The sequence below is a fragment of the Actinomycetospora sp. CA-053990 genome (assembly GCF_050948445.1).
GTDB lineage: Bacteria > Actinomycetota > Actinomycetes > Mycobacteriales > Pseudonocardiaceae > Actinomycetospora > Actinomycetospora callitridis.
This window is the reverse complement of sequence record NZ_CP192043.1, coordinates 5,650,299-5,676,450: the sequence shown is the minus strand read 5'-3', so window position 1 is coordinate 5,676,450 and position 26,152 is coordinate 5,650,299. Positions and strand designations below refer to the sequence as shown.

Genomic DNA, 26,152 nt, shown 5'->3' with positions numbered 1-26,152 from the left:
GTGTCAGATGTGCTGAGACATCACACCCGGCTATGGCCGGGAACTTCGCTCACGGCTGCGCAGGGCGTCGAGCGTGAAGATGACCAGCGCCGCCCAGACGAGGCCTACGCCGACCCAGCGGGACACCGGCATGGGCTCGCCGGCCACGACCACGCCCCACAGGAACTGCAGGGTCGGGTTGATGTACTGCAGGACGCCCAGGGTGGCCAGGGGCAACCGCCGGGCACCGGCGGCGAAGAGCAGCAACGGGATCGCCGTCACCGGCCCGGCGGCGACGAGCAGCAGCGCGTGGCCCGCGCCGAACCCGGTGAACGTGCCCGCGCCGGTGATCTGGAGCCCGACGAGGAAGACGATCGCGAGCGGGCCGAGCAGGAAGCCCTCGGCGGTCAGCCCCGGGATCGGCTCGAGGGGGACCCGCTTCTTGACCAGCCCGTACAGCCCGAAGCTGACAGCGAGTGTCAGGGTGATCCACGGCAGCTGGCCGGTGCCGACGGTCAGGACGCCGACGGCCGCTGCGGCGAGCCCGATCGCGACCCATTGCACGGGGCGCAGCCGCTCGCGCAGCACGACGACCGCGAGCAGCACCGACACCAACGGGGTGCCGTAGTAGCCGAGGGCGGCGTCGACGACGTGGCCGTGCGTCGTCGACCAGATGTAGGTGCCCCAGTTGACCGCGATCAGCACCGAGCCTGCGGTGATGAGCGCCCAGGTCCGCCAGGACAGCCCGCGCAGGTCCACCCAGCGCCGGGCGACCGTGATCACCAGCAGCATGCCGAGGAACGTCCACGCCACCCGGTGCGCGACGGACTCGACGGCGTCGGCCGGCGCGAGGAGCGGCCAGAAGGCGGGCGAGAGCCCCCACAGCACGTACGCGCCGACCGCGGCGGCGTACCCGCGTCCGGGCCCGCCAGGGTGATCCGCGTCCTCCTGCCGACCTGTCTCGCTCGCCGGTGCGAAGCTCATCGGTGCACCCCGTCCTCGAGGTCCTGCTCGCCCGGCGCGCCCGGGGCGACCGCCCCGGCGACCGCGGCGACCCGCACCGCGTCGTGCTCGCCGTCGAGGGCGGGGGAGCCGGGCGACGCTGTCCGCGGGCATGGCCGCCGAGCTGGCCGCGCAGGGCTTCGGACAGGCCTTCGACGCCGTGCACGGGGCGTCGGCCGGCTCGATCAACGGGGCGTGGTTCGTCGCCGGCGGGGCCGACGACGGCGCGGCCGCGTGGTCGCGGCCCGGGGTGATGCGCCGCGTCACGGGTGTCGCGCGATTGCTCGTCGGGCGCCCCGTGGTGGACATGGCCTGGGTGGTCGACCACCTCTACGAGCGCGTGGTCCCGCTGGACTGGGACGCGGTCCGGGATGCGGCGACGGAGCTGCACCCGATGGCCACCGACGCGGACACCGGAGCCTCGGTCGACCTCCGCCCGCTGGTCCACGACACCCCCACCCTCAAGGCCGCGCTGCGGGCGTCGACCCACCTGCCGATCCTCGGCGGGCCGCCCGTCGAGCTGGCGGGCCGGCGTTTCCTCGACGCCGCACTGGCCGAGACGCTGCCCTACAGGACACCGCTGGCCGACGGGGCGTCGCACGTGCTGCTGCTGCGCACGCGGCGTGCGGACGATCCGGCCCGCCCGCCGTGGCGCAGCGGCGACCTGCTCGCCCGGAACCTGCTCAGGCACACCGCGCCGGGCGCGGCGGCCGTCTGGCGGACCCGGCACACGCGCCAGCTCGCCGACGACGCCGATCTCGCGGGTCCGGCCGCCGCGCGGGTGCAGACGATCCGGCCGCCCGCCGGCAGCCGCGACGTCGGCCAGCTCGAGACCGAGCCCCGAGCGCTGGCCGACGCGGTGGCGACGGGCCGGGCCGCCGTGCACGCGTGGTGCGCGCACGGCTGACCCCCGGCCCGCCGTCCTACTGCTCGTTCTCGGGCTCGGGCATGACCGCCCAGGTGTCCTTGCCGCGCAGGAGGGCCTCGAGGTTGTCACCCCGCTGCTCGGCCTGCTCCGTGGCCGCCTCGACCTGGGCGCGGGCGCCGTCGTCGTAGGTCGGTCGGTCGACCTTGCGGAAGATGCCGGTGACGGTGTGCGTGAGGTCCTGGTCGGAGAGGCGCGAGAGCGCGAAGGACTGCGTCGGGTCCTCCTCGCCGGCGCGGTGCACGACGACCGCGTCCTCGCCGACCCCGTCAGGTCCGCCGACCTTGGCCACCTCGAGCCCGCCGGCGGCGGAGCGGACCACGCCGTACTCGCCGTCGTTGCCGAAGAGGATCGGCTCGCCGTCGACGAGCTTGATGAGGCGCTCGGCCACGTCGTCGCCCTTGCGCAGGACGTCGAACGAGCCGTCGTTGAAGATCGGGCAGTCCTGGAAGATCTCGACCAGCGACGCGCCGCGGTGGGCGGCGGCCTGGCGCAGCACCTCGGTGAGGCCCTTGCGGTCGGAGTCCAGCGCCCGCCCGACGAACGTCGCCTCGGCGCCCAGCGCCAGCGACACCGGGTTGAACGGCGCGTCGACCGAGCCCATCGGCGTGGACTTGGTGACCTTGCCGACCTCGGAGGTCGGCGAGTACTGGCCCTTGGTCAGGCCGTAGATCCTGTTGTTGAACAGCAGGATCGTGATGTTCATGTTGCGGCGCAGCGCGTGGATCAGGTGGTTGCCCCCGATCGACAGCGCGTCGCCGTCGCCGGTGACGACCCAGACCGAGAGGTCCGGGCGCGTGACGGCCAGGCCGGTGGCGATCGTCGGCGCGCGCCCGTGGATCGAGTGCATGCCGTAGGTGTCGAGGTAGTACGGGAAGCGCGACGAGCAGCCGATGCCCGAGACGAACACGATGTTCTCGCGCTTGAGCCCGAGCTCGGGCAGGAAGCCGCGCACGGAGGCGAGCACGGCGTAGTCGCCGCAGCCCGGGCACCAGCGCACCTCCTGGTCGGAGGTGAAGTCCTTGGCCTTCTGGGTGTCGTCGGTGGTCGGGACGAGGTCCAGACCACCAAGAGAGCCAGAAGGACTACTCAGTGGCAGGTCGGTGGCCGTCATGCGGGCAGGTCTCCCTTCACGGCGTCGGTGAGCACACCGGCGAGCTCCTCGGCCTGGAACGGCAGGCCGGCGACCTTGGTGTACGAGTGCGCGTCGACGAGGAACCTGGCGCGCAGCAGCATCGAGAGCTGGCCGAGGTTCATCTCCGGCACCACGACACGGCGGTACGAGCGCAGCACGTCACCGAGGTTGCGGGGCATGGGGTTGAGGTGGCGCAGGTGCGCCTGGGCCACCGACATGCCCGCGGCCCGCACGCGGCGGCAGGCCGCGCCGATCGGGCCGTACGACGAGCCCCAGCCGATGACCAGGACCTCGGCGTCGCCGTCGGGGTCGTGGACGGTGAGGTCCGGCACCGGGATGCCGTCGATCTTCGCCTGGCGCAGCCGGACCATGCGGTCGTGGTTGTCCGGGTCGTAGGAGATCGTGCCCCGCCCGTCGGCCTTCTCCAGGCCGCCGATGCGGTGCTCGAGCCCCGCGGTGCCCGGGATCGCCCAGGGCCGCGCGAGGGTGTCGGGGTCGCGCAGGTAGGGCCAGAACTCGCCGGACCCGTCGGGCGCGTTGGGCTCGGTGGCGAACGTGGTCGACAGGTCGGGCAACGAGTCGACGTCGGGCACGCGCCACGGCTCGGAGCCGTTGGCGATCGAGCCGTCCGAGAGCAGGAAGACCGGCGTGCGGTAGGTCAGCGCCATGCGTACCGCGTCGAGGGCGGCGTCGAAGCAGTCCGCGGGCGACTGCGGCGCGATGATCGGCACCGGGGCCTCGCCGTTGCGCCCGTACATGGCCTGCAGCAGGTCGGCCTGCTCGGTCTTCGTGGGCAGACCCGTCGACGGGCCGCCGCGCTGCACGTCGAGGATCAGCAGCGGCAGCTCGAGGGCCACCGCGAGACCGATCGTCTCGGACTTGAGCGCCACACCCGGCCCGGACGTCGACGTGACGCCCAGCGAGCCGCCGAACGACGCGCCGAGCGCGGCGCCGATGCCGGCGATCTCGTCCTCGGCCTGGAACGTCGTGACGCCCATGCCCTTGTGCTTGGAGAGCTCGTGCAGGACGTCGGAGGCCGGCGTGATCGGGTAGGTGCCCAGGAACACCGGCAGCTTCGCCTGCAGGCCGGCGGCGACGACGCCGTAGGCCAGCGCGAGGTTCCCGGTGATCTGGCGGTAGGTGCCCTCCGCGAGGCGCGCCGGGGCGACCTCGAAGGTGACCGCGAAGCTCTCGGTGGTCTCGCCGTAGTTCCAGCCGGCCCGGAACGCGAGGATGTTGGCCTCGGCGAGGTCGGGCTTCTTGGCGAACTTCTCGCGCAGGAACTGCTCGGTGGCGTCGGTGCCGCGGTGGTACATCCAGGACAGCAGCCCGAGCGCGAACATGTTCTTCGCGCGCTCGGCGTCCTTCTTGCTCATGCCCGTCGGCTCGAGCGCCCCGCGCGTCAGCGTCGCCATCGCGACCTTGTGCGTGGTGTAGGGCTCCAGCGAGTCGTCCTCGAGGGGGTTGGACTCGTAGCCGACCTTCGCGAGGTTGCGCTTGGTGAACTCGTCGGTGTTGACGATGAGCATCCCGCCGTGCGGCAGGTCCCGGATGTTCGCCTTGAGCGCCGCCGGGTTCATCGCCACGAGCACGTCGGGGCGGTCGCCGGGCGTGAGGATGTCGTAGTCCGCGAAGTGGAGCTGGAAGCTCGACACCCCGGGCAGCGTGCCGGCAGGGGCCCGGATCTCGGCGGGGAAGTTGGGCAGCGTCGCGAGGTCGTTGCCGAACGCCGCGGCCTCCGAGGTGAACCGGTCGCCGGTGAGCTGCATCCCGTCACCGGAGTCGCCCGCGAAGCGGATCACGACCCGATGGGTCTGGCGCACCTCCCGCCCGGCCGGCCCGACGTCGGTGTCAGTGCTCATCGAGCGATCGCGTCCCTTCGCGTCCTCATCGATTCGTCCTCTGAAGAAGAGCGGACCACCCAGGCTAACCTCACCTCCGGTGCGATCACCGGCGGCTGGTCGTGGGTCACACGCTGGACCGAAAAAGGCACGTCACGCACCACGGCTGTTCGCCCTGGTGGCACGGGTCATTTCTTGCCGGTCGCCTGCCGCACCCGCGCGAGGCCCTCGCGGAAGCCGTCCGAGCGCAGCGACTCCAGCTGCGGCCCGACCTCGACGGCCACGGCGTCGCGGTGCCGGTCCAGCTGCCCGGTCGCGCGGATGCTCGCCTTGGTGGCGACGACGAGCTCGCGGGGCGCCGCCGCCGCGGTCGCCGCCATGCGCAGGGCGTCCGTGACGGCCGCCGACCGCCCGTCGCTGCCCTCGCCGGTCGCCACGCGCAGCACCAGGCCCAGCTCGGCGGCGCGCGCGGCGTCGAGACCCTCGCCGCCGAGCAGCATCGCCGTCGTCACCTGCGGTCCGACGATCCGCTGCGCCATCCACGTCATGCCGCCGCCGGGGTGCACGCCGAGGCGCAGGAAGCCGGGCTCGAAGCGGGCGGTCTCGCCCGCGATGCGCACGTCGGCGGCGAGCGCGAGGTTCAGCCCGGCGCCGACGGCGGGCCCGTCGACGGCCGCGAAGGTCGGCAGCGGGCACTCCGCGAGCGCGAGGAAGCCGGCGTAGATGTGCTGCAGCGCGTCGGGACCCGCCTCGCCGGCCGCGGCCAGCTCGTCGAGGTCGCCGCCGGCGCAGAAGGCGGGCTTGGGGTCGTCGTCTCCCGTGATCACCACGGCGCCGACGCCCTCGTCGGCCCCGACCTCCTCGAGCACGGCGACGAGCCGCTCGGAGAGCGCGCCGGTCATGGCGTTGCGGCGCTTGGGGTCGGAGACGGTGAGGAGCGCGACTCCGTCGAGGCGCTCGATGCGGACATCCGGATCGGCCATGGCCGCCAGCATGCTCCTGCGTGACGCGGCTCGCGGCCGGAGGAGTCGTCCGCGTCGGTAACGTGCGGCGCGTGCCGATCTCCATCGAACCGCCCGAGGACGCCGAGGCCCCGCAACGGCACCCCAAGGCGCCCGCCCCCGGGGAGCGCACGCGCGAGCACCACTCCCAGTGCCGCGGGTGCGCGGACGTACCGGGCAGCCTGCGGATCGCGTCGTGGGTCGAGGACGACGGCGTGTCGATCCGCAGCCGCTTCGACGTCCTCGACGAGCACCAGGGCGGGCCCGGGCTGCTGCACGGCGGCCTGCTGATGACCGCGTTCGACGACGCCCTCGGCACGGCGCACACGCAGGTCACGCGCGCCGCGGTGACGGCGCGGATGGAGACCGACTTCCGCCGCCCGGTGCCGGTCGGGACGACGTTGTGGCTGCGCAGCCGGGTCGACGCCGTCGCGGGGCGCAAGGTCTACACCTCGGGCACCGCGTACCTCGGCGAGCTCGACGGCGAGGTGGCCGGCACGGCGCGGGCGCTGTTCGTGAAGGTCGGCGCGGAGCACTTCCTGCGCCACAGCCGCCCCGAGGACCTCGAGGCCCTCGGCGCGAGCCGCGAGGTGATCGAGGCGGCACGCGCCGCGCGCTGAACGCGGGACCGCACTCTCCGAGTGCAAGCCCTGCGGCCTCGCTGGCACTCAACGCCAGGATTTCCGCATCGTCGTGGGACGGCCGTGCCAGCCTGGGGGCCATGCTGACGGTCAACATCAGGAAATCCACCCGCTCGCCGGGCTCTTGACGCGTCGCAGGGATCAGCGCTGAGATCGTCGACAGCGTCGCGTCCGGGCCGGTGTCAGACCGGCGGATGGAGGCGCCGGAGCCCTGGAGTCCACACCCCATGGCTGTTCGTATCGACCATCTCGCGCTCGCCGCGCACGACGCCCGCGAGTCCGCCCAGTTCCTCGCCGACATCTTCGGCCTCTCCGATCCCTACGAGGCGGGCCCGTTCCTCGCCGTCGACGTCGACGAGACGTTCACGATCGACTACGCCGCCCCGCCGATCGACTTCCCCGGCCAGCACGTCGCGTTCCTCGTCGGCGAGGACGACTTCGACGTGATCCACGCCCGGCTGGAGCACCGCGGGATCACCTACTGGGCCGACCCGCACCAGCGCTGGGTCGGGCAGTACAACACGAACGACGGCGGCCGCGGCCTCTACTTCGACGACCCCGCGGGCCACCACCTCGAGGTCATCACGCGCCGCTACGGGTCCGGTGGCTGACGTCCGGCGGGCCGGGGTCGCCGACGCCGCGACGGTCGGGGCGCTGCTCCACGACTTCAACACGGAGTTCGACACCCCGACCCCCGGCGCCGACGTCCTGGCCGGGCGGCTGAGGACGCTGCTGGCCGGCGACGACCTCGTCGCCCTGCTCCACGGCGACCCGCCCGACGGGTTCGCCATCGTGTCGTTCCGACCCAACGTCTGGTTCGACGCGCCGGTGGCCCTCCTCGACGAGCTCTACGTGCGCCCCGACCTCCGCGGCCGGCGTATCGGGCACGCGCTCATCGAAGCTGTCGAGGCGCTGGCGACGGCGCGCGGCGGTCGGATCGTCGAGGTCAACGTCGACGGCGAGGACACCGACGCCCGGCGCTTCTACGCCGCTCACGGCTACGCCTTCATCGAACCGGGGGCGAGCGAACCGAGCTACTACTACGCCAAGGAGTGGTGAGGGAACCCCGACGTCGATCGGGGGCCGACCCCGAGGTGCGCCGCCGACGTCGACGCCACCGTGGGTCCATGGACCTCAGCTCACGCCAGACCGTGCGGGCCACCCGCGTCTTCGTCCGCGCCGAGCAGGAGGCGGCCCGCAGTGGCGACACCCGTCTCGGCACCGCGCACCTCCTGCTCGCCCTCGCGCGCGACGAGCGCGACCACGGCGGCGGGCTGCTCGACGGCCTCGACCTCGACCGGGCCCGCGCACACCTCGCCGCCTCCGGCGTCGGCTACCGCGATCCCGGGCACCGGCCGTGGCGCCCCGGTGCCGTGTTCGCCCTCGCGACGGCGCTGCGGCTGGCCGACGAGGCCGCCGAGTCGACGGTGGACGTGCGGCACCTCCTGCTCGGTGTCCTCGCGGACGACGCCGAGGACGGGCCGCGGCTCCTGCGCGCGCTGGGACTCGACGTCGAGCCCCTCATCGCCGGCGCCCGGAGCGACCTCGCTCAGCCCGGGACGGCGGCGATCGCGGCGCGCACCTGGGCCGCGTCGAGGTAGTCGTCCGTGTGCTCGAACTCGCCGAGGCGCCCGCTGCGGTCGGTGAGGAAGCCGAGCCGCACGGGGTTCTGACCCTCCACCGCCCGCAGCGCCCAGTTGGTGGCCACGCGGGCGACGGCGGCCGGCGACCGCAGCGCCCACAGGTGGTACGCGCTGGTCACGGCCGCGGCCGGCAGACCAGCGAGGTCGAATCCCAGGGGCTTGGCGACGGCGTCGCTGCCGCCGAGGTCGACGACGAGCCCGAGGTCGCGGTGGCGGTAGTCGCGCGTGGGACGTCCGGCGAGGCTCGCCGCGACGTTGTCGGCGGCCACCGGCGCCTGCCGGGTGGCGTGCTGCGCGGTGGGCGGGCAGATCGCGCCGCCGCCGGTGGCGAGGTCGGGCACGGCCGCGGCGTCGCCGAGCGAGAACACCTCCGGGCGCCCGGGCACCGCGAGGTCGGCCCCGACGACCAGCCGGCCGTGCTCGGTCGCGGCGTCGAGGTGCCCCACGAGCGGGCTGGGCGCCACGCCGGCGGTCCAGATCAGGGTCGAGGTGGCGAGACGACGTCCGTCGGAGAGCGTCACGGACTGGTCGTCGGCGGCGGTCAGGCTCGTGACGAGATCGACGTGCACCCCGCGGGCCTCGAGCACCCGCCGCGTGTCGTCGCCGAGACGGTTGCCCATGCCCGGCAGGAGCCCGTCGTGGTGCTGCACGACGTGCCACTGCATGAGCGACGGGTCGAGGCGGGGGAACCGCCGGGCGAGCGCGGTGGTCATCAGCTGCATGTTCGCCGCGGTCTCGACCCCGGCGTAGCCCCCGCCGACGACGACGAAGCGGCAGCGGCGCGCGCGCTCGCCGGGGTCGGTGGAGGCGTTGGCGACCTCGAGCTGGGTCAGGACGTGGTCGCGCAGGAAGGTGGCCTCGGCGAGCGTCTTGCACCCCCGCCCGTACTCCCGCAGCCCCGGGATCTCCATGACCTTCGTGACGCTGCCCGGCGCGAGCACGAGGCGGTCGTAGGCGAGCACGTGGTCGCGGCCGGTGATGCTGTGGACGAGGACCCGGCGCGCGTCGAGGTCGACGCCCGTCGCCCGGCCGGGAAGCAGCATCGTGCGCTTCAGCCGTCGTGACAGCGACACCACCGCGGCGCGCGGCGGCAGCACGCCGGCCGCCACCTGGGGCAGCAGCGGGAGGTAGAGCATGTAGTCGTCGGGGCAGACGAGGCGGACGTCGGCGGCCGGCGCGAGCTTCTCCAGCCGCCGCGCCACGCTCGCGCCGGCGAACCCCCCGCCGACGACGACCACGCGTTCGCCCATGCCGTCCTCCCTCTCCACGCCGCCACCGCCCGACGCGCGGGAGTCGTGTCGGTTGCCTGTGATCGGCCGCAACGACCCTGACGAGTGGTTGTCGGGGAATTCCCTAACGGCCTCGGGGTCCCCGGCGACAGTCGCGGTGAGTGCGGTCGCACTCGAGCCACGTCATCACTCAGCCAGATCATCATTCGGGGGAATCATCGTGCCTGCTCACCGCGCCGCTCGCCGGACCCGTCGCTTCCACGTCGCCGCCCTCGGCGGGCTGACGCTGCTGGCGGCCGTCGGCCCCGGGGCAGGCGCGGCGCTCGCGGCGGTGCCCGGGGACAAGAACTGCAGCGACTTCGAGTACCAGGAGGACGCGCAGGAGGTTCTCGACGGCAACTCCGCCGACCCGAACGGCCTCGACGGCAACAACGATGGCGAGGCGTGCGAGAGCCTGCCCCACCGTCCGGCGATCAACGACGTGTCGACCATCGACGAGTCGGACTCCTCCTCGGAGGACGACCAGACCACGTCCTCGTCCGGGTCCACCTGGACCGCCACGGACACGTCCCACGAGAGTTCGACCAGCACCCGCGACCGCGACTGCGCCGACTTCGACTCGCAGGCCGAGGCCCAGGCCGTCCTCGACGACGACCCCAGCGACCCCGAGCGGCTCGACGCCGACGACGACGGCATCGCGTGCGAGTCCTTCGGCTACGCCGACGAGGTGGAGACCGTGCCCGCGGCCGTGACCGAGGACCAGTCCGCCTCCGAGCACCACGACAGCACGCCCGCCTACCCCGTCGGCGGCGTCGAGGCCGGCGACGGCAGTGCCCCTGCGGGCGTCCCGGACCTCCTGACCTACGGCCTGCTCGGCTCCGCGGCCGTCGCCGGCGCCGTCGGTGCCCGCCACGCCCTGGCCGGCGGTCGCCACCGCCGGGCGTGACGGCCCGGGCCGGGCGTCAGCGGTAGTTCGTGAACTGCAGCGCGATCTCGAAGTCGCGCTCCTTGAGCAGGGAGATGACGGCCTGGAGGTCGTCCTTCTTCTTGCCCGTCACCCGGAGCTGGTCGTCCTGCATCTGGGCCTGGATGCCCTTGGGGCCCTCGTCCCGGATGGCCTTCGAGATCTCCTTGCCCTTGTCCTTGCTGATGCCCTGCACCAGGGTCCCGGTGACCTTGTAGGCCTTGCCCGAGAGCCCGGGCTCGCCGATGTCGAAGGCCTTCAGCGAGATGCCACGCTTGATCAGCTTCTCCTTGAAGACCTCGATCGCGGCGTTGCAGCGCTCCTCGGTCTCGGCGCTGACGGTGATCGCCTCTTCGCCGGCCCACGAGACGTCGGCACCGGTGCCGCGGAAGTCGAACCGCTGTGAGAGCTCCTTGCTCGCCTGGTTGAGCGCGTTGTCGACCTCCTGGCGGTCGACCTTGCTCACGACGTCGAACGAGGGGTTGGCCATGGTCGTCCTCCCTGGATGTGTCGGCCGGGCGCGCAGACCGGGGGGCCGCCTGCATCGGCGGCGAGCCGGCATCTGTATTCTTGCCGACGTCATCCTGCGGGGTGGCACACCCTGGCGGGTTGCCCGAGCGGCCAATGGGAGCGGACTGTAAATCCGTCGCGAAAGCTTCGAAGGTTCGAATCCTTCACCCGCCACCGAGCCCCTGACCAGCACGAACGGTCAGGGGCTTTCTCCATCCTCAGACCGTGAGCTCGGCCAGCGAGAGGTTGTTGCCGTCCGGGTCGAGGAACCACGCGATCTTCGCGCCGCCCGGCGCCGACCAGACCCCGCGCTCGTCCTGGCCCATGCCCTCGTATCGCGTGAAGATCACCCCGCGCCCGGCGAGCTCGTCCACGGCGGCGGCGATGTCGTCGACGGCCCAGCCGAGCACCGTGTAGGGCGCGGCGGCGGGGACGTCCACGGCCGTGATCCGCAGCATCGTCCCGCCGACGTCGGCGACGAGCGCGAACGGTCTCTCGTCGACCAGGTCGAGCCCCAGGACGCCGCCGTAGAACTCCTGGGCGGCGTCGAGGTCGGACACCCCGACGAACCCCATCAGCCGACCGTCCACGAGGTCAGCATCCACCCGTGGGCAAGGGCTCAGCCGACGCGTGCCGCCACGTCCTCGACCCCGGGACCGGAGAGGGCCGCGAGCCCGGCGGGCCGGCCCGTCGCCACCAGGAGCAGCTCCCCGGCCGGGCCGTGCACCTCGCGGTCGCCGTCACCGAACGACGCGTCGATGTCGGTGGGGACGAGGCGCAGGCCCTCGAGCCGCTTCTTGGCGCCGTAGAACGACGACGCGCACACGTGGTGGAGGGCGAGGGCAGCGTGCTCGGGCGGCGTCGCCAGCGAGCGTCCGAGCGGCCGGGTGATGTCCTGACCGTGCACCATGACGTCCACGAGCGGGTCCGCGGGCTGGGTGCCCAGCGGACGCTGCGCGGAGGAGATCGTCGCCCGGTACTGCGCGGCGAGCTCGCCGGGGGAGTACTCCGCCGCCCGCGCGCGGGACGTCCTGTCGATCATCCGGTTGATGTCGCCCCGCGCGGCCACCACGGCCTTGACGGCCTGGAAGCGCGTGAGCCGCGAGGTGAGCGTCAGGTGCGCGACGACGTCCTGGACGGTCCATCCCGCGCAGAGCGACGGCGAGCGCCACTCCTCGGGGGTGAGGGTGTCGAGGACGTCGGCCAGCGCACGACGCTCGGCCTCCACAGCGGTCTGCAGGCGGGCACGGTCCACGGCGCGCTCCAGGGGATCGGGGGAGCGAACGCTAGCGGTGCGGCCCGTCGAGGTACATCGTCATCCGCACCGTCGTCCCGCCGTCGCGCGTGCTGTGCAGCCGGACGAGGTCACAGAGGTGATGGGTGAGGTACAGCCCGTAGCCGCGGCCGTCCGACGGGCCGGGCGGGTGACGCCCGACGAGCGGGTCGTCGACGTACCCCGAGTCCTGGATCTCGGCGACCACCCGGTCGTCGGTGTGCCAGAGCGAGAGGATGCCCGGTCCGTTGGTGTGCACCACCGTGTTGAGGGCGACCTCGTGCACCGCCAGACAGAGGTCGGTGACGCGGTCGGGCGTCATCCCCGCCTCCGCGGCGTGCTCGGCGACGGCCCGGCGGACGGCGCGCGGGCCGTGCGGCGGCCGGAACACGAGGGTCTCGCTCTCCTCGGGCCCGTCGGGCAGCGCGCCGAGGACGGCCTCGGCGAGCGTCAGGGGGTCGGCGAACCCCGCGTTGGCGACGGCCGTCCCGTCCTCGACGACGAGCGGGTGCGCGGCACGGACGTCGGTGAGGCCGTCCGCGTCGAGGAGCCGCGTGTCGTACGGGCAGAGCACGGACACGGGACGGTCGGCGAACGCGAGGTTGGTCAGCGCGTCGTGCTGCAGGTAGGCGGCGCGCTCGTCGGCGGGACGGTCGGGCCAGAGCGCCTCGCCGACCGCGCGGACGCGGCGCCCCGGACGGTCCTCGACGAACTTCTGCAGCGCGGGGACCAGGCGCGCCGGGTTGAGGCCCAGGCGCCGGACGTCCTGGAGGACCACGGCCTGCGCGTCGTCGCCCAGCGCGTCGTGCACGAGGGACAGGTGGGCGTCGGGCAGCGCCACGACCACCGCGTCGTCGACCTCGAGGCCGGCACGGACGTGACCGACCACGCCCCGCACGAACTGCTCGTCGCCCTCGTAGAAGAGGGCCGCGTGCTCGAGGGACGCGACGTCGCGGCGATGTCGCCCGCGAATCTCCGACACAGTCACCCTCGCACCACCCCGCTCCGTGGCGGCGTCCATCAGATGCGCCGATCCTGGCCGCTGCGCGCACGCCGACGACACCCGCCACCGCCCAGTGGACCGACCGATGCGACGGACGGTCGTGTCCGTTGGGCACGCTGGGTCACAGCGCGCTACACCCGAGCTACACCGCGTCGGCGCCGCGCTCACCGGTACGGACGCGGGTGACGAGGTCCACCGGGACGACCCACAGACGGCCGTCCGGGTGCACCGCGCCCGCGACCTCGCCGAGCACCCGCTCGACGATCTCGTCGTGCAGGATCGTCTCGATGCGCAGGCAGGGCGCGAACTCGTCGACGACGACCTGACCCCGGTGGATCGCGCGCCGGCCGCCCGAGTTGGGGCCGCGCACCTCGGAGATGGTCATCCCGAGCACGGCGTGACGCTCGAGCGCGCGTCGCACATGGTCGAGCGCGTGCGGCGGGACCATCGCGTGCAACATCCTCACCGCGGCTCCCCTCCCTCGTCCTCGCGGACGCTACGGGGCCGGGCGCCGCAGGGCGAGGGTGCGCTGCCTACGCTGCCGCGATGGCTGATCGGACCGCTGAGTCGCCCGCGCCGGTCGTGCTCGTCCTCGGTGGCCGCAGCGAGATCGGGGTGGCGCTCGCCTGCCGCCTCGCCGCCTCCGGACGCGCCGGCACGGTCGTGCTCGCCGCGCGGCGCGCGGACGACCTGGCCGCGGAGACCGCGGCCGTGCGCAGCGCCGGCGCCGAGGTCGCGACCGTGGAGTTCGACGCCGACGACCTCGGCGCGCAGGCCGGTGTGCTCGACGCGGTCGAGGCGGCTCACGGGCTGCCCGACACCGTGGTGCTGGCGTTCGGCGTGCTGGGCGACCAGGCCCGCGCCGAGCGGGACGCCGCGCACGCCGCGGCCGTCGTGCACACCGACTACACCGCGCAGGTCGCGGTGCTCACCGAGGTCGCCGCGCGGATGCGCGCCCGGGGCCGCGGCGAGATCGTCGTGTTCTCGTCGGTGGCCGGCGTGCGGGTGCGGCGCGCCAACTACGTCTACGGCTCGGCGAAGGCCGGGCTCGACGGCTTCGCCTCGGGCCTGGCGGACGCCCTGCACGGCAGCGGGGTGCACCTCACCCTGGTGCGCCCCGGGTTCGTGATCGGGCGCATGACGGCCGACAGCGGGATCGACCCCGCGCCGCTGTCGTCCACCCCGGGCCAGGTGGCCGACGCGACCGCCGACGCCCTGACCACCGGTCGCGACGTCGTCTGGGTGCCGGGCTCCCTGCGGGTGCTGTTCACGGGCCTGCGCCTGCTGCCCCGGTGGGCCTGGCGACGCCTCCCGCGGTGAGGGGCCTCGCCCCACGTGTCAGCGCCTCGTGATCCCCGCCGAGGCGCCGGGGGCGAGCTGCTGGCCGGTGACGGGCACGTCGCCGAGCGCCTCGTCGATCGCGGCCAGGGTGTCGGCGCTGAGCTCGATCCCCGCCGCGGCGGCGTTGGCGTGCACCTGCTCGGGACGCGACGCCCCGACAATCGCCGACGCCAGCTCGGGCCGGCGCAGGACCCAGGCCAGCGCCATCTCCGGCATCGAGAGCCCGGCGCCCTCGGCGATGGGCACGAGGCGCTGCACGGCCTCGAGCGTCCGGTCGGTGAGCTTCTGCTTGATGAAGCCGTTCATCTCGTCGCTGGCGGCCCGCGAGTCGACGGGCACCGGCTCGCCCGGGCGGTACTTGCCGGTGAGCACGCCCTCCGCCATCGGCGACCAGACGATGTTGGAGATGCCGTGCTCCGCGGTCACCCCGAACACCTCGGCCTCCGGCGCGCGCCAGAGCATCGAGTACTGGGGCTGCGAGGACACCAGCGTCACGTCGTCCGGGCACGCCTCGAGGCCCGCGCGGATCTGGTCCGGGGTCCACTCGCTGAAGCCCAGGTACCGGGCCTTGCCGGCGCGGACGACCTCGGCCAGCGCCTCCATCGTGTCCTCGATCGGCGTCTGCGCATCGAAGCGGTGGCACTGGTAGAGGTCGACGTGGTCGGTGCGCAGACGCGCCAGCGAGGCGTCGATCTGCTTCGCGACCTGGGCGGGGGAGAGCCCGCGGTCGGTGTCGGACATCGGGAAGTAGACCTTGGTCGCGAGCACGTAGTCCTCGCGCCGGTAGTCGGCGAGGATCCGGCCCCAGGCCTCCTCGGCGGCGCCGCGCCCGTAGACGTTGGCGGTGTCGAAGAACGTGATGCCGGCGTCGAACGCGGCGCGGGTGCACGCGGCGGTCGCGTCCGCCTCGACACCTCCGGAGTAGGTCAGCCACGAACCGAGGGAGATCTCCGAGACCTGCAGGTCGCTCGTACCGAGCTGGCGAAGGCGCACCCCGTCACCGTAGGCCGGAGTCGTCGGCACGGCCCGTGCGGAGATCGGTACTCCCAGTGGTCGGAAATCCAGGGCCGATCGGCGCACCAGATCGACCGATCGTCGCAGTTCGCTGTGACCGACGTGTGAATTGCCGCGACAGCGGGTTCCGCGGTCCCGAACGACTGGCACGATGGGACCACGAACTCGCGAGGGTGGTCCCGAAGAGTCCCCGGCAGAGCCGCTGCGGACCGTCGTGTGGACCTCCTCGGGTCCTCGACCGTCCGCACTCCGTAGGGGTTACGTGAACATGTTGCTGGCGCCGCTGCGCCCTCTGGCCGACGTCCTCGATCTGACGGCGGAGGCGGTCGCCGCGGTCGGCACGGTCTCGGTGGCGGCCCTGGGGGTCGTGCTGGCGCGCACCTCCGAGTCGTCGGACGCGCCGCGCCTGCAGCTCGTGGGTCGCTCGCCGGAGGTCTGAGCCCGCCTAGCGCGGCGTCGGCTCGTCGCGGGCCCCGCGCAGCAGCTCGTTCAGGGTGCGCAGCTCGTCGCGGATCTCGGTGAGCAGGTCGGGGATCTCGTGGGTGCGCTCCCAGTGGGGCGTCACGTCGATGCCCAGCTCGCCGAGCTCGCGCTCGTAGAGCTCCGCGAGCAGCGTGCGGTAGGGCTCGTCCGGGACCGTGCCGTTCTCCCAGCGCGAGAGCTGCGTCTTGAGGCTGGCGGCGCTGGCCACGTCGACCTCGCCCTGCTCCGCGAGCTCCCGTAGTCGGGCGACGGCCGTCGTCTGCGACCACCCCCGGTCGCGCCGGGCATCACGCAACGAGACCACGTCGTCACAGTAGACGACGCCCCCGCCAGCAGGGGTTCTCTAGCGCCGCCGGGGGGAGCGCGAGGCCCGCTTGGGGGCGGGCAGCCGCGACGACTTCCGCGTCGGGCGCGCCGCCGCCGGCTTCGCCGCGGGCGCCTCGTCGCGGTCCTCGACCCCGGCCACGTCGCCGGCCTCGTCCACCGGCGGCGGGAGATCTGTCACCGACGGGCGGATCGGCTCCACGGCGCGCCGCGGCGCCGACCGGGCGGGGCGCAGCACACGTCGGCTCCCGGGGCTGCCGCCCTCGACGACGGCCGGGGCGTCGTGGTGGTCCAGGAACGCGCACAGCCGGGCCCACGTCGTGTGCTTGGCGGCCCGACCGGCGAGAACGCCGAGGTGCCCGCCGGGAGCCGTCGTCAGGCGCGTCGGCGCCCCGGTGAGACGGCGCGCGCCGGTGCGGACGGCGCGGGGCGGGACGACGCGGTCGTTCTCCCCGGCGACGAGCAGCGTGGGCTGGTGCAGGTCCGCCAGATCGATCACCCGGTGCCCGACGGGGACGCGCCCGACGGCGAGGTCGGCCGGGTCGACCATCGCGCGGAAGTAGCTGCCGACGTAGCGGGCCTGCTCGCCGATGATCGCCCGCAGGTCGTCGACCGCCTCGAGCTGCGCGAGGAAGTCACGGTCGTCGAGGCGCGCGATCATCGTCAGCGGCGCGGTCAGGAGCTCGTCGAGCGAGCCGAGGCCCAGGGCCCTGATCAGCCGGGGCAGCGGCATGATCGCCAGGAGCGTCTGCAGCGTCGCCAGGACCGGCCCGCCGGCGGCGACCGCCAGCGGCTGCGCCCGGACGACGGCCGGCACCTCGTCCAGCGCGAACGGCGTCGCGATCGCCGTGACCGAGGCCAGCGGGAGGTCGGGGTGTCCGGCCGCGCTGAGCACGCTGTGCAGGCCGCCGATCGACCAGCCGACCAGGTGCACCGGGGCGCCGTCATGGTGGCGGCTGACCGTGCGCACGACGTGCGGGAGGATCTCGTCGACCCACCGCTCGAGGTCGGCCGGACCCGGGGAGATCGCGCCGCCGAACCCGACGAGGTCCTCGTCGTCGACCTGGTGCACCGAACGGCCCTCGCCGACGAGGTGCTCGACGAGGCTGTTGCCGCGCCGCAGGTCGAAGGCGACCCCGCACGCGCCGAGCGGGGACACCAGCAGGACCGGCGAGCCCCGCAGCCGCGCGGTGGGGTGCACGGCGTAGCGGTAGGTGCTCACCGATCCGGACCGCGCGAGACCGAGCGCCCGGCCCACGCCGCCGGCGCCGGGGTCGCCCGGACCGGTGTCGAACGCCGAGCGAGGCATGCGACGCAGGTCCGCGAGCGGCCCCTCGAGCACCCGGGCGCGCACGTTGTCGACAGCACGCCACGCCCCGGCCGGGGTCAGGATCACGGGCCCTCCTCTGCGTTCCACGTTCGTGCGCGCTGACCCGTGTCGGAGTGCGGACACGCACACGGCCGAAGGTCGAACCCTAGGCCTGGTGGACGACTCCGGCCTCCTGCAGTTTCGCGACGCGGTCCGGAGCGATCCCCCAGTCGGCCAGGGCCTCGGCGGAGTGCTGGCCCGGAGCCGCCGGCGCGGACGGCGTCGCGCTGGGCGTGCGGTCGAAGCGCGGTGCGGGCGCGGGCTGACGGACGCCGAAGGCGTCGATGAACAGCCCGCGGGCCTGGTTGTGGGGGTGCTCCTGCGCCTCGTCGATGTCGAGCACGGCGGCGACGACGGCGTCGGTCGGCTCGAGGTCGGCGGCCCACTCGTCACGCGTGCGGGTGGCGAACACCTCCGCGAGCCGCCCGTGGAACTCCGGCCAGCGGGCCATGTCCCACTGGTTGCTCGCGATGTCCTCGCCCTCGAGTCCGAGGTGCGTCATCAGCTCGGCGTAGAACTGCGGCTCGATGGCCCCGACCGCGACCCAGCCGCCGTCGCTGCAGCGGTAGTGCTCGTAGAACGGCGCGCCGCCGTCGAGGAGGTTCTGGCCCCGCGGGTTGGGCCACATCCCGCCCGCCCGCATGCCGTAGAGCATCGCCATCTGCAGGGCCGCGCCGTCGACGATCGCGGCGTCGACGACCTGTCCGCGCCCCGACGTCGCGCGCTCCACCAGCGCCCCGAGCACGCCGACGACGAGCAGCATCCCGCCGCCGCCGAAGTCGCCGACGAGGTTGATCGGGATGGCCGGCGCGCCGTCGGGCCCCTCCATGTGCGCGACGACGCCGGCCGTCGACAGGTAGGTCAGGTCGTGGCCGGCGCGTGCGGCGTTCGGCCCGTCCTGTCCCCAGCCGGTCATCCGGCCGTAGACGAGGCGCTCGTTGCGGGCGTGGCACTCGTCCGGGCCGAAGCCGAGGCGCTCGGCGACGCCCGGTCGGTAGCCCTCGAGGAGCACATCGGCACCCTCGACGAGGTCGAGCAGGACCTCCAGGCCCTCGGGCGACTTGAGGTCCAGCGCCACCGAGCGGCGCCCGCGCGCGAGCACGTCCTTGCTCGCGTTGCCGATCGAGAGCCCCCGGCCCCCGGCCGGCCGGTCGACGCGCAGGACGTCGGCGCCCATGTCGGCGAGCATCATCGCCGCGAACGGCCCGGGGCCGATCCCGGCCACCTCGATGACCTTGACGCCGTCCAGCACACCCATGGGGCCCGATCTCCTCTCGCCGCGGTCGTGGCGGGGGTGAGCCTACGAGACAGTCAGGCCTGACGGTATGGGTCGTGCGCTGCGTGCTCGAGGGCGTCGATCACGAAATGGAGGAGCCGGTCGGGGCGGGTGGTCTCCGCGAAGATGCCGGCGGGCTTCGCCTGGTCGTCCTCGTCGATGCCTGTCGTGTACAAGATGACCGGGGGCCGGAGTCCTTGCCGCCGGAGCCCGTCGACACCGGCCACGTTCACCTTCTCCAGGCGGGGAGGAGCTGGCGGAGCGGCTTCCGCAACAGGACCAGAGCTGTCACCGCGACGCCCGCCCACACGATCGTCGGCACCCAGCCGAGGACGATCTGCCAGAGCCCGCCCGAGCCGTCCAACCTCTTCCTCCTGCCAGCGATGCTTCGATTTCCGAAGCATCATGGCGACACCTCTTGGCTCGTCGGCGGTCGGTACCCCCACCCCGACACACGACACGGCGCCCCCGCTGCTCGGGAGCAGCGAGGGCGCCGTTCGGTTCAGGACAGCTCAGGACACGAGGGTCACTCCCCGCGCAGGGACTGACCCTTCTCCGCCTTCTCGACCAGCGAGGCCGGGGGCGCGAAGCGGTCGCCGTAGGCCTTGGCCAGGATGCGGGCGCGCTCGACGAAGCCGGGCAGGCCGCCCGGGTAGCCGTCGATGTACTGCGCCACGCCGCCGGTCCAGGCCGGGTAGCCGATGCCCATGATCGAGCCGATGTTGGCGTCGGCGATGGTGTGCAGGACACCCTCGTCGAAGCACTTCACGGTCTCGAGGGCCTCGGCGAAGAGCATGCGCTCCTGCATGTCCTCGAACGGCAGGTCGCCCGTGGCCGCGCCGAACTCGTCGGACAGGCCCGGCCAGAGGCGCGTGCGCTTGCCGGACTCGTCGTACTCGTAGAACCCGGCGCCCGAGGAGCGGCCCTTGCGGCCGAGCTCGACCATCCGGTCGATGATCGCCTCGGAGGGGTGCGCGACCCAGGTGCCGCCGGCCGCCTCGACACCCTTGCGGGTCTCCTGGCGGATGTGCTGCGGCAGCGTGAGGGTCAGCTCGTCCATCAGCTGCAGCGGCGGGGCCGGGTAGCCGGCCTGCGAGCCGGCCTGCTCGATCGACGACGGCGCGGCGCCCTCGCCGAGCATGGCCACGGCCTCGTTGATGAACGTGCCGATGACGCGGCTGGTGAAGAACCCGCGGCTGTCGGAGACGACGATCGGCGTCTTCTTGATCTGCAGCGCGATGTCGACGGCCTTGGCCAGCGTCGCGTCGCTCGTCTTCTCGCCGCGGATGATCTCCAGGAGCGGCATCTTGTCGACCGGCGAGAAGAAGTGCAGGCCGATGAAGTCCTCGGGCCGGTCGACGCCGGTCGCGAGGTCGGTGATCGGCAGCGTCGAGGTGTTCGAGCCCAGCACCGCGTCGGGCGCCAGGTACGGCATGACCTCGGCGAAGACCTGCTTCTTGAGGTCGGGGCTCTCGAACACGGCCTCGATGACGAGGTCGGCGCCCGAGGCGTCGGCGGCGTCCGCGGTCGGCGTGATGCGCCCGAGCACCTCGTCGGCCTTCTCCTGGGTCTGCTTGCCGCGCGAGACGGCCTTGTCCAGGATCTTCTGCGAGTACGCCTTGCCCTTGTCGGCGTTCTCTTGTGAGACGTCCTTGAGGACGACCTCGAGGCCCGACATCGCGCACGAGTACGCGATGCCCGCACCCATCATCCCGGCGCCGAGCACGACGACCTTGCGGGCGCTGTGCTTCTCGTAGCCGTCGGGGCGCGAGGCACCCTTGTTGATGGCCTGCAGGTCGAAGAAGAAGGCGCGCGTCATGTTCGTCGACACCTGCCCGCAGGCGAGGTCGGCGAAGTAGCGCGACTCGATCGTGCCGGCGTTGTCGATGTCGACCTGCGACCCCTCGACCGCGGCGCACATGATGTTGTACGGCGCCGGCATCGGGGCGTTCTTGAGCTGCTTGCGCAGGTTCGACGGGAACGCGGGCAGGTTCGCCGCGAACGACGGCGTCGACGGCGTGCCGCCGGGGATCTTGTACTTCTTCTGGTCCCAGGGCTGGACGGCCTCGGGGTTGTCCTTCACCCACTGCTTCGCCCGGGAGATCATCTCCTCGGGGGTGTCGACGACCTCGTGCACCAGCCCGGCCTCGAGCGCGGCCTTCGGGTTGCGCTGCTGACCCTGCAGCAGCACGTTCATGAGGCCGTCGGCCAGGCCGAGCAGGCGCACGACGCGCACGACGCCGCCACCGCCGGGCAGCAGGCCCAGGGTGACCTCGGGGAGCCCGATCTTCGAGCCCTTCGCGTCGAGCGCGATGCGGTGGTGCGTCGCCAGGGCGATCTCGAGACCGCCGCCCAGCGCCGCGCCGTTGATCGCCGAGACGACGGGCTTGCCCAGCGTCTCCAGGCGCCGCAGCAGGCCCTTGATCGACTGCGACTGGTCGAAGACCTTCTGCGCGTCGGCCTTCGTGTACTTCACGAGGTCGTCGAGGTTGCCGCCGGCGAAGAAGGTCTTCTTCGCGGAGGTCAGGACGACGCCCGTGATCGAGTCCTTCTCGGCCTCGAGACGGTCGAGGGTGGCGGCGAAGTCCTCGCCCCACTTGGCGCTCATCGTGTTGGCCGAGGCGGTCGGGTCGTCCATCGTCAGCGTGACGATGCCGTCCCCGTCGGCCTCCCACCGGAACATGTTCTCGGACACTGCGCTACTGACTCCTCGTTCGCTGGTCGGTGACGTTCCGGGGTGGCTCAGACACGCTCGATGATGGTGGCGACGCCCATGCCGCCGCCGATGCACAGCGTCACCAGGGCGCGACGCAGGTCGCGGCGCTCGAGCTCGTCGACCATCGTGCCGACGAGCATGGCGCCGGTGGCGCCCAGCGGGTGGCCCAGCGCGATGGCGCCGCCGGCCACGTTGGTGCGCTCGTGCGGGAAGCCCAGGTCCTTCATGAGCTTCATCGGCACGGCGGCGAACGCCTCGTTGATCTCGAGGAGGTCGATGTCGTCGACCGTCATGCCGGCCTTGGCCAGCACCTTCTCGCACGCGGGCGTCGGGCCGGTGAGCATGATCGTCGGGTCGGCGCCGGAGACGGCCGTGCCGACGATGCGGGCGCGCGGGGTGAGGCCGTTCTGCTTGCCGGCCTCCTCGGAGCCGAGCAGCACCAGCGCGGCGCCGTCGACGATCCCGGAGCTGTTGCCGCCGTGGTGCACGTGGTTGATGGCCTCGACCCAGTGGTACTTCTGCAGCGCCACGGCGTCGAAGCCGCCCATGTCGCCGATGCCGGCGAACGAGGGCTTGAGGCCGGAGAGGCCCTCCATCGTCGTCTCGCGCATGTGCTCGTCGCGGTCGAGGACGGTCAGGCCGTTGCGGTCGACCACCGGCACGATCGAGCGGTCGAAGGCGCCGTCGGCCCAGGACTTCGCCGCGCGGGTCTGCGACTCGAGCGCGTAGGCGTCGACGTCCTCGCGGCTGAAGCCCTCGAGGGTGGCGATGAGGTCCGCGCCGATGCCCTGGGGGACGAACGAGGTCTTGAGGTTCGTCTCCGGGTCCATCGCCCAGGCGCCGCCGTCGGAGGCCATGGGCACGCGGGACATCGACTCGACGCCGCCGGCGACGATCAGGTCCTCGAAGCCGGAGCGCACGCGCTGGCCGGCCTGGTTGACGGCCTCGAGCCCGGAGGCGCAGAAGCGGTTGAGCTGGACGCCGCCGACGTGGTCGGGCAGGCCCGCGGCGATGGCCGCGGTCTTGGCGATGTCGCCGCCCTGGTCGCCGATCGGCGACACACAGCCGAGGACGACGTCCTCGAGCTTGTCGGGGTCGAGCTCCGGGTTCCGCTTGCGCAGCTCGTCGATGAGTCCGACGACCAGCGAGACGGGCTTGGTCGCGTGCAGCGAGCCACTGGCCTTGCCCCGGCCGCGGGGGGTGCGGAGCGCGTCGTAGATGAATGCCTCGGTCACGGGTGGGGTGTCCCTTCGCGCGCGTGGTGAGCCGCCTGCTCTCAACAGTCATGATGGACTGTTTTGCTCTCGTGTCAACGTGCGCCCGACCTCCTGTTACTGGTCGGTAGCGTTGTCCGGGTCTCGTTGACAGGCTGCCAACGGCTCGCGAGGGTGGGGCCATGGCGGCTCCCGACTACGACGTCCTGGTGGTCGGCTCGGGCTTCGGCGGCGCGGTGAGCGCCCTGCGCCTGGCCGAGAAGGGGTACCGGGTCGGGGTGCTCGAGGCGGGTCGCCGCTTCGCCGACGGCGACTTCCCCGCGACCTCCTGGCAGTTCCGCGACTACCTGTGGGCCCCGTGGGCGCGCTGCTTCGGCATCTTCCGGGTGAACCCCCTGCGCGACGTCCTCGTGCTCTCGGGCGCCGGCGTCGGCGGGGGCTCGCTGGTCTACGCCAACACGCTCTACCGGCCCGGGCGCGCGTTCTACGACGACCCGCAGTGGCGCGACATCACCGACTGGGCCGACGAGCTCGACCTGCCCTACGACCAGGCGACGCGGATGCTCGGCGCCACCACATACCCCCGGGTCTCGCCGTCGGACGAGGTGATGCGCGACGTCGCCGAGGAGATGGGCGTCGGCCACACCTTCGGCCATGCCGACGTCGGGGTCTTCTTCGGCGCGGACCCGGGCGAGGAGGTCCCCGACCCCTACTTCGGCGGCGCGGGACCCGCGCGCCACGGGTGCCTGCACTGCGGCGAGTGCATGACCGGGTGCCGGCACGACGCGAAGAACACGCTGGTCAAGAACTACCTGCACCTCGCCGAGGCGGCGGGCGTCCGGGTGCACCCCCTGACGACGGTGACGCGCATCCGCCCGCGCGGCGGTGACCTGTCCGGCGCCTCCGGCTACGAGGTCGACGTGCGCCACACGGGGCGTCCCGGCGGGCGGCGCACGCTGCGCGCCGACCAGGTCGTCGTCGCGGCGTCGGCGCTGGGCAGCCAGCGGCTGCTGCACCGGATGCGGCGCCGGGGCGACCTGCCGCGCATCTCCCCACGGCTCGGCGAGCTCTCCCGCACCAACTCCGAGGCCATCCTCGCCGCGCGCACCCCGAGCGACGACGTCGACTTCACGCGCGGGGTCTCGATCACCTCGTCGATCCATCCCGACCCGCACACCCACGTCGAGCCGGTGCGCTACGGGCGCGGGTCGAACCTGCTGGCGCTGCTCTCGGCGGTGCTCGTCGACGGCACGACGGCGACGGACGACCGCACGCTGGGAGCGCGCGGCCCGTCGTGGCGCCGGATCGCGGGCGAGGCGCTGCGCTCGCGGCGGATCCTGCGCGCCCTGCACCGCCCGCGGCGCTGGGCGGAGCAGTCGATCGTGCTGCTGGTGATGCAGTCGCTGGACAACTCGCTGACGCTGCGGCCGCGGCGCCTGTTCCGGGGCCTCACCTCGCGCCCGGGCGCCGGGACGCCGAACCCCGCGTGGATCCCGTCCGGCCACGAGGTCGCCCGGCGCGTCGCCCGCCGGATCGGCGGCTTCCCCGTCGGCGCGAGCTCGACGCTGGTCAACGTGCCGGTCACCGGGCACTTCCTCGGCGGCGCGGTGATCTCCGAGACGCCGGCGACGGGCGTCGTCGACCCGTACCACCGCCTGCACGGCCACCCCGGTGTCCACGTCGTCGACGGCTCGACGGTGCCGGCGAACCTCGGGGTGAACCCGTCGCTGACGATCACCGCGCTCGCCGAGCGCGCGATGTCGCTCTGGCCCAACCGCGGCGAGCCCGACCCGCGACCCGCTCCCGGCGAGCGCTACCGCCGCGTGGCGCCCGTCGCCCCGCGGCACCCCGCCGTGCCCGCCGAGGCCCCGGGCGCGCTGCGGACGACCACCGACCTGCCCGTCCCCAGCATCGGAGCGCCCCAGTGACCACCTACCCGCCCGAGCCCTGGACGCTCGTCGGCCGGATGGACCTGTCGACCTTCCTCGTGCCCACCGAGGACCTGCCGACCGCCACCTGGCCCGACGGCTGGCGCCCCCTGGTGCTCGGCGGCCGGACACCGGTCGGCGCGGCGTGGGTCGACTACGCCCCGGGCGGCGCCATGAGCTACCGGGAGCTCCTGGTCGCAGTGGCCGGACGTATCGGTGCGCGCGTGCGCCCGCACATCGTCGCCATCTGGGTCGACAGCCCCGCCTCCCGCGACGGCGGGCGGGAGCTGTGGGGCATCCCGAAGGGCCTCGCACGGTTCACCGGCGTCGCCGAGGGCACGCCGGAGATGGCGCTCGAGGGTGCGGATCGCCCGGCCGCGTCCGCGGTCCTGCGCCACGGCCGGCGCCTCCCGGGACGCCCGCGCGTCGGGTTCACGCTGGCCCAGGACCTGGACGGGCGACGCTGCGAGAGCCCGGTGTCCAGCCGCGCGGGCCTCGGGCTCCTGTCCGCGCAGTGGTCGTTCGACCCCGACGGGCCGCTGGCCTTCCTCGCCGGACACCGTCCCGTCGTCTCGGCGACGCTGCACGACTTCGCGATGCTGTTCGGGATGACGCCGGCCGATCGCGCGCGGGTGTCCCAGCCTGGGGGCCATGCTGACGTCCGACGTCAGGAAAGCCCCCACGTCGACCCCGCCCGATGAGCACACCCCTGCGCGGCCGGCGGCTGGACCCCGACGCGCGGCGTGAGGAGATCGTCGCCGGCGCGCTGCGGCTGTTCACCGAGCACCCGTACGCCGCGGTGTCGACCACCGACCTGGCCGGCGAGGCCGGGGTCGCGCGCGGCCTGATCAACCACTACTTCGGCACGAAGCGTGCGCTCTACCTCGAGGTCGTGCGCCGGCTGACGACGATCCCGGAGGTCGCGGTCTCCGAGCTGCCGCCGGGCACGGTCGACGTCCGGGCAGGCGCCGCCGTCGACTGGTTCCTCGACGCCGTCGAGCGTCACCGCGGGCTGTGGCTCTCGGTGGGCACCGGGGCGGCCGGGGACATCGACGTCGACGCGATCCTCGCCGAGGCCGACGAGATCGCCGCCGACCGCGTCCTCGCGGCCCTGGCCGCCGACGCGCCCGACGACCCGTACCGCGCCCGCGTGCGGTCGTTCTTCGGCCTGGTGCGCTCGGCCTCCCGGGAGTGGCTGGTTCGCGGCACGCTCGACCGCTCCGGCACGCGGGCCCTGCTCGTCGACGGCCTGCTCGCGGTCCTGCGGCCCGGTGTGCCTCCTGGCCGCTCGGGCAGTCAGGTTTGACCGTTCCCGTCGGGGGGATGCACGATCGTCATCCA

28 protein-coding genes and 1 tRNA gene are annotated in these 26,152 nt (G+C 73.4%); 12 read left to right on the top strand and 17 right to left on the bottom strand.

Going from position 1 to position 26,152, the window contains the following annotated elements; all coding sequences use genetic code 11:
* Window positions 1-30 precede the first annotated feature (30 nt).
* Window positions 31-963: an EamA family transporter RarD gene (gene rarD, locus ACQPYN_RS28900; RefSeq protein WP_433030248.1), complete on the bottom strand. Its 933-nt coding sequence runs from the start codon at window positions 961-963 to the stop codon at window positions 31-33.
* A gap of 130 nt (window positions 964-1,093) precedes the next feature.
* Here rarD and ACQPYN_RS28895 point away from each other — a divergent pair, with 130 nt between their 5' ends.
* Window positions 1,094-1,888: a patatin-like phospholipase family protein gene (locus tag ACQPYN_RS28895; protein ID WP_433030246.1), complete on the top strand. Its 795-nt coding sequence runs from the start codon at window positions 1,094-1,096 to the stop codon at window positions 1,886-1,888.
* Between the two features lie 16 nt (window positions 1,889-1,904).
* On the opposite strand, the gene ACQPYN_RS28890 is transcribed toward ACQPYN_RS28895, so the two are convergent.
* From ACQPYN_RS28890 to ACQPYN_RS28880, 3 genes are all read right to left on the bottom strand, one after another.
* Entirely contained in the window at window positions 1,905-3,020 is a 1,116-nt protein-coding gene (locus tag ACQPYN_RS28890; protein ID WP_433030244.1) for a 2-oxoacid:ferredoxin oxidoreductase subunit beta, read from the bottom strand.
* Window positions 3,017-4,903 (bottom strand): 2-oxoacid:acceptor oxidoreductase subunit alpha, encoded by a 1,887-nt coding sequence (locus tag ACQPYN_RS28885; protein ID WP_433030242.1) that lies wholly within the window; start codon window positions 4,901-4,903, stop codon window positions 3,017-3,019. The genes ACQPYN_RS28890 and ACQPYN_RS28885 overlap by 4 nt, the downstream gene beginning before the upstream one ends.
* A 167-nt stretch (window positions 4,904-5,070) precedes the next feature.
* Entirely contained in the window at window positions 5,071-5,865 is a 795-nt protein-coding gene (locus ACQPYN_RS28880) for an enoyl-CoA hydratase-related protein (RefSeq protein WP_433030240.1), read from the bottom strand.
* 71 nt (window positions 5,866-5,936) lie between these two features.
* Between ACQPYN_RS28880 and ACQPYN_RS28875 the strand changes: the two genes are divergently transcribed.
* The 4 genes from ACQPYN_RS28875 (at window position 5,937) to ACQPYN_RS28860 (ending at window position 8,125) form a co-directional block, all read left to right on the top strand.
* The gene (locus tag ACQPYN_RS28875) at window positions 5,937-6,503 is read left to right on the top strand and encodes a PaaI family thioesterase (protein ID WP_433030238.1); all 567 of its coding nucleotides are present in this window, start codon (window positions 5,937-5,939) and stop codon (window positions 6,501-6,503) included.
* 248 nt (window positions 6,504-6,751) lie between these two features.
* Window positions 6,752-7,135, top strand: a complete 384-nt coding sequence (locus ACQPYN_RS28870; protein WP_433030236.1) for a VOC family protein — start codon at window positions 6,752-6,754, stop codon at window positions 7,133-7,135.
* A complete protein-coding gene (locus tag ACQPYN_RS28865) occupies window positions 7,128-7,583 on the top strand; it encodes a GNAT family N-acetyltransferase (protein ID WP_433030234.1) in 456 nt (151 codons plus the stop codon). The genes ACQPYN_RS28870 and ACQPYN_RS28865 overlap by 8 nt, the downstream gene beginning before the upstream one ends.
* A 68-nt stretch (window positions 7,584-7,651) precedes the next feature.
* Window positions 7,652-8,125: a Clp protease N-terminal domain-containing protein gene (locus ACQPYN_RS28860; RefSeq protein WP_433030232.1), complete on the top strand. Its 474-nt coding sequence runs from the start codon at window positions 7,652-7,654 to the stop codon at window positions 8,123-8,125.
* On the opposite strand, the gene ACQPYN_RS28855 is transcribed toward ACQPYN_RS28860, so the two are convergent.
* On the bottom strand, window positions 8,074-9,417 hold the full coding sequence (locus ACQPYN_RS28855; RefSeq protein ID WP_433030230.1) for an NAD(P)/FAD-dependent oxidoreductase: 1,344 nt from the start codon (window positions 9,415-9,417) through the stop codon (window positions 8,074-8,076). The genes ACQPYN_RS28860 and ACQPYN_RS28855 overlap by 52 nt on opposite strands.
* A 199-nt stretch (window positions 9,418-9,616) precedes the next feature.
* Between ACQPYN_RS28855 and ACQPYN_RS28850 the strand changes: the two genes are divergently transcribed.
* Complete coding sequence (locus tag ACQPYN_RS28850; RefSeq protein WP_433030228.1) at window positions 9,617-10,342, top strand: excalibur calcium-binding domain-containing protein; 726 nt, start codon at window positions 9,617-9,619, stop codon at window positions 10,340-10,342.
* A 16-nt stretch (window positions 10,343-10,358) separates the two neighbouring features.
* Here the strand turns inward: ACQPYN_RS28850 and ACQPYN_RS28845 are convergent, their stop codons facing one another.
* On the bottom strand, window positions 10,359-10,850 hold the full coding sequence (locus ACQPYN_RS28845) for a YajQ family cyclic di-GMP-binding protein (RefSeq protein WP_274190854.1): 492 nt from the start codon (window positions 10,848-10,850) through the stop codon (window positions 10,359-10,361).
* 113 nt (window positions 10,851-10,963) lie between these two features.
* Between ACQPYN_RS28845 and ACQPYN_RS28840 the strand changes: the two genes are divergently transcribed.
* Window positions 10,964-11,044, top strand: a tRNA-Tyr gene (locus tag ACQPYN_RS28840).
* A 44-nt stretch (window positions 11,045-11,088) separates the two neighbouring features.
* Here ACQPYN_RS28840 and ACQPYN_RS28835 read toward each other — a convergent pair.
* From ACQPYN_RS28835 to ACQPYN_RS28820, 4 genes are all read right to left on the bottom strand, one after another.
* The gene (locus ACQPYN_RS28835; RefSeq protein WP_433030225.1) at window positions 11,089-11,460 is read right to left on the bottom strand and encodes a VOC family protein; all 372 of its coding nucleotides are present in this window, start codon (window positions 11,458-11,460) and stop codon (window positions 11,089-11,091) included.
* Between the two features lie 29 nt (window positions 11,461-11,489).
* Window positions 11,490-12,125 carry a maleylpyruvate isomerase family mycothiol-dependent enzyme gene (locus tag ACQPYN_RS28830; RefSeq protein WP_433030223.1) on the bottom strand — a complete coding sequence of 212 codons (636 nt, stop codon included), beginning with the start codon at window positions 12,123-12,125 and terminating at the stop codon, window positions 11,490-11,492.
* 31 nt (window positions 12,126-12,156) lie between these two features.
* Entirely contained in the window at window positions 12,157-13,131 is a 975-nt protein-coding gene (locus tag ACQPYN_RS28825; RefSeq protein WP_433030221.1) for an anti-sigma factor RsbA family regulatory protein, read from the bottom strand.
* 157 nt (window positions 13,132-13,288) lie between these two features.
* Window positions 13,289-13,606 (bottom strand): P-II family nitrogen regulator, encoded by a 318-nt coding sequence (locus ACQPYN_RS28820; protein ID WP_433039097.1) that lies wholly within the window; start codon window positions 13,604-13,606, stop codon window positions 13,289-13,291.
* A gap of 86 nt (window positions 13,607-13,692) precedes the next feature.
* Here ACQPYN_RS28820 and ACQPYN_RS28815 point away from each other — a divergent pair, with 86 nt between their 5' ends.
* Window positions 13,693-14,466, top strand: a complete 774-nt coding sequence (locus tag ACQPYN_RS28815) for an SDR family NAD(P)-dependent oxidoreductase (protein ID WP_433030219.1) — start codon at window positions 13,693-13,695, stop codon at window positions 14,464-14,466.
* A gap of 18 nt (window positions 14,467-14,484) precedes the next feature.
* Here the strand turns inward: ACQPYN_RS28815 and ACQPYN_RS28810 are convergent, their stop codons facing one another.
* Window positions 14,485-15,480 (bottom strand): aldo/keto reductase family protein, encoded by a 996-nt coding sequence (locus ACQPYN_RS28810; RefSeq protein ID WP_433030217.1) that lies wholly within the window; start codon window positions 15,478-15,480, stop codon window positions 14,485-14,487.
* Between the two features lie 283 nt (window positions 15,481-15,763).
* Between ACQPYN_RS28810 and ACQPYN_RS28805 the strand changes: the two genes are divergently transcribed.
* A complete protein-coding gene (locus tag ACQPYN_RS28805) occupies window positions 15,764-15,940 on the top strand; it encodes a hypothetical protein (protein ID WP_274190844.1) in 177 nt (58 codons plus the stop codon).
* Between the two features lie 6 nt (window positions 15,941-15,946).
* On the opposite strand, the gene ACQPYN_RS28800 is transcribed toward ACQPYN_RS28805, so the two are convergent.
* The 6 genes from ACQPYN_RS28800 to ACQPYN_RS28775 all read right to left on the bottom strand — a co-directional run bounded on the left by ACQPYN_RS28800 (window position 15,947) and on the right by ACQPYN_RS28775 (window position 22,904).
* Entirely contained in the window at window positions 15,947-16,288 is a 342-nt protein-coding gene (locus ACQPYN_RS28800; RefSeq protein ID WP_433030215.1) for a hypothetical protein, read from the bottom strand.
* Window positions 16,289-16,327: 39 nt separating this feature from the next.
* Window positions 16,328-17,704: an alpha/beta fold hydrolase gene (locus ACQPYN_RS28795; protein ID WP_433030213.1), complete on the bottom strand. Its 1,377-nt coding sequence runs from the start codon at window positions 17,702-17,704 to the stop codon at window positions 16,328-16,330.
* A 79-nt stretch (window positions 17,705-17,783) separates the two neighbouring features.
* On the bottom strand, window positions 17,784-18,935 hold the full coding sequence (locus ACQPYN_RS28790; RefSeq protein WP_433030211.1) for a CaiB/BaiF CoA transferase family protein: 1,152 nt from the start codon (window positions 18,933-18,935) through the stop codon (window positions 17,784-17,786).
* 53 nt (window positions 18,936-18,988) lie between these two features.
* On the bottom strand, window positions 18,989-19,180 hold the full coding sequence (locus ACQPYN_RS28785; protein ID WP_433030209.1) for a hypothetical protein: 192 nt from the start codon (window positions 19,178-19,180) through the stop codon (window positions 18,989-18,991).
* Window positions 19,181-19,479: 299 nt separating this feature from the next.
* Window positions 19,480-21,636 (bottom strand): 3-hydroxyacyl-CoA dehydrogenase NAD-binding domain-containing protein, encoded by a 2,157-nt coding sequence (locus ACQPYN_RS28780; protein ID WP_433039095.1) that lies wholly within the window; start codon window positions 21,634-21,636, stop codon window positions 19,480-19,482.
* A gap of 59 nt (window positions 21,637-21,695) precedes the next feature.
* The gene (locus tag ACQPYN_RS28775; protein WP_433030207.1) at window positions 21,696-22,904 is read right to left on the bottom strand and encodes an acetyl-CoA C-acetyltransferase; all 1,209 of its coding nucleotides are present in this window, start codon (window positions 22,902-22,904) and stop codon (window positions 21,696-21,698) included.
* A gap of 161 nt (window positions 22,905-23,065) precedes the next feature.
* On the opposite strand from ACQPYN_RS28775, the gene ACQPYN_RS28770 reads away from it, so the two are divergent.
* From ACQPYN_RS28770 to ACQPYN_RS28760, 3 genes are read left to right on the top strand one after another with little or no spacing between them, the layout of a single operon-like run.
* A complete protein-coding gene (locus tag ACQPYN_RS28770; protein ID WP_433030205.1) occupies window positions 23,066-24,811 on the top strand; it encodes an FAD-dependent oxidoreductase in 1,746 nt (581 codons plus the stop codon).
* Window positions 24,808-25,512 carry an acetoacetate decarboxylase family protein gene (locus ACQPYN_RS28765; protein WP_433030203.1) on the top strand — a complete coding sequence of 235 codons (705 nt, stop codon included), beginning with the start codon at window positions 24,808-24,810 and terminating at the stop codon, window positions 25,510-25,512. Before ACQPYN_RS28770 ends, ACQPYN_RS28765 begins: the two co-directional genes overlap by 4 nt.
* Window positions 25,509-26,117, top strand: coding sequence for a TetR/AcrR family transcriptional regulator (locus ACQPYN_RS28760; RefSeq protein ID WP_433030201.1), 609 nt, complete (start codon window positions 25,509-25,511; stop codon window positions 26,115-26,117). Before ACQPYN_RS28765 ends, ACQPYN_RS28760 begins: the two co-directional genes overlap by 4 nt.
* Window positions 26,118-26,152: the final 35 nt, after the last annotated feature.